The 2,135-nt window shown below is 72.2% G+C and carries 1 protein-coding gene; it reads left to right on the top strand.

Annotated elements, in window-relative coordinates; translation table 11 throughout:
* On the top strand, positions 1-2,135 hold a 2,135-nt coding region (locus KM933_RS38575; protein ID WP_260334836.1), incomplete at both ends, for a type I polyketide synthase.

The raw sequence follows: 2,135 nt of genomic DNA, 5'->3' as shown, positions 1-2,135 counted from the left end.
ACACCGCCCACGACCTCCCCACCTACCCCTTCCAACACCAGCACTACTGGCTCAGAAACGCCACAGCCACCGGCACCGTCAGTTCAGTGGCCGACCAGCTGCCGGGCATCGCGGAACCGCCGTCGGACACCGGCGTCCTCACCGCCGGCCTCGCCGGACAGTCCGCACCGGAACAGGAACGCATCCTGCTGGCCACCGTCCGCCGGGAGACCGCAGCCGTCCTGGGGTTCCCCTCGCCGGACGCCATCGAACCGGACATGGTGTTCAACCAGATCGGCTTCGACTCGGCCACCGCCGTCCAACTGCGCAACCGTCTCAACGCCCTCACCGGCCGCACCCTGCCGACCACCCTCCTCTTCGACTACCCGACACCACAGGCCCTCGCCGCCTTCCTGCTGGAAGAACTGGTCGACGACCTGCCGGCCCCCGCGGCCGCGGTGCCGACGGCCGCTCCGGCGACGACGGACGAACCGATAGCCATCGTCGGCATGGCGTGCCGACTGCCGGGGGGCGTGACCACGCCCGAGGAACTGTGGGACCTCGTACTCGACGGCCGTGAGGGCGTCGGTGACTTCCCGACGGACCGGGGCTGGGACCTGGACTCCCTCTTCCACCCCGACCCGGACCACACCGGCACCAGCTACGGCGAGCAAGGCGGCTTCCTGCACGACGCGGGTGAGTTCGACGCCGGGTTCTTCGGCATCTCGCCCCGCGAGGCGCTGGCCGTGGACCCGCAACAGCGGCTCATGCTGGAGACGTCGTGGGAAGCGCTGGAGCGGGCCGGTCTGGACCCCACCGCCCTGCGCGGCACCGACGTCGGTGTCTTCTCCGGCGTGACGTATCACAACTACGGGTCGGGCGTGGAACCCGTGCCCGCCGAGCTGGAGGGCATGCTCGGTCTCGGTGCCTCGGCCAGTGTGCTGTCGGGCCGGGTGTCGTACGCGCTCGGCTTCGAGGGCCCGTCGGTCGCCGTGGACACCGCCTGCTCCTCCTCTCTCGTGGCGCTGCACCTGGCCGCCCAGGCCCTGCGGGCGGGAGAGTGCTCGATCGCACTGGCCGGTGGTGTCACGGTGATGCCGACGCCCGGCATCTTCATAGCCTTCTCGCGGCAACGCGGCATGTCGGTCGACGGCCGCTGCAAGTCCTTCGCGGCGTCCGCCGACGGCACGGGATGGGCCGAGGGCGTGGGCGTGCTGGCGTTGGAACGGCTCTCGGACGCCCGGCGCAACGGCCACCAGGTGCTGGCGGTGCTGCGTAGCTCGGCCGTCAACCAGGACGGTGCCTCCAACGGCCTGACCGCCCCCAACGGCCCCTCCCAGCAGCGGGTGATCCGGCGGGCGTTGGCGGAGGCCGGGNACGGCACGGGCACGGCCCTGGGCGACCCCATCGAGGCCCAGGCCCTGCTGGCCACCTACGGACAGGACCGCGAACACCCACTGCTGCTCGGATCGTTGAAGTCCAACATCGGACACGCCCAGGCCGCCGCGGGCGTCGCGGGCGTCATCAAGACGGTCATGGCGATGCGGCACGGAATCCTGCCGCGCACCCTGCACGTCGACGCCCCCACCCCGCAGGTCGACTGGTCGGCGGGCGCGGTGGAACTGCTGACGGAACAGCGGCCCTGGCCCGAGGTCGAACGGCCCCGCCGGGCGGGTGTGTCCGCGTTCGGCGTCAGCGGCACCAACGCCCACGTCATCCTCGAACAGGCGGAGCCCGCCCCCGTCGACACGACATCGGCCTGGCCGAAGGACGTCCCGGTGCCCCTGCCGCTGTCCGGCCGCGGCGCGACGGCCCTGCGCGCGCAGGCACAGCGGCTGCTGTCCTACCTCGTGCGGCAACCTGAACCGGATCTGCCCGCCCTGGGTGCCGCGCTGGCCCTGGGCCGGGCCGCACTGCCGGACCGCGCGGTGGTCCTGGCCGGCGACCGGAACGAGGCACTGACGGGCCTGGACGCACTGGCGCGGGGCGAAGAGGCACCCGGTGTCGTCACGGGCACGGTGACCCGCGGACGACTGGCCGTGCTCTTCACCGGCCAGGGCTCCCAACGCATCGGAATGGGACGGGGGCTGTACGAAGCCTTCCCCGTCTACCGCGAAGCCTTCGACGAGGTGTGCGCGGCCCTCGGCGACGAGATA

It is taken from the genome of Streptomyces beigongshangae (assembly GCF_019710745.1).
In the GTDB taxonomy this organism is placed as follows: domain Bacteria; phylum Actinomycetota; class Actinomycetes; order Streptomycetales; family Streptomycetaceae; genus Streptomyces; species Streptomyces beigongshangae.
The sequence above is the reverse complement of the archived record's forward strand: the minus strand, read 5'-3'. Positions and strand labels throughout refer to the sequence as shown.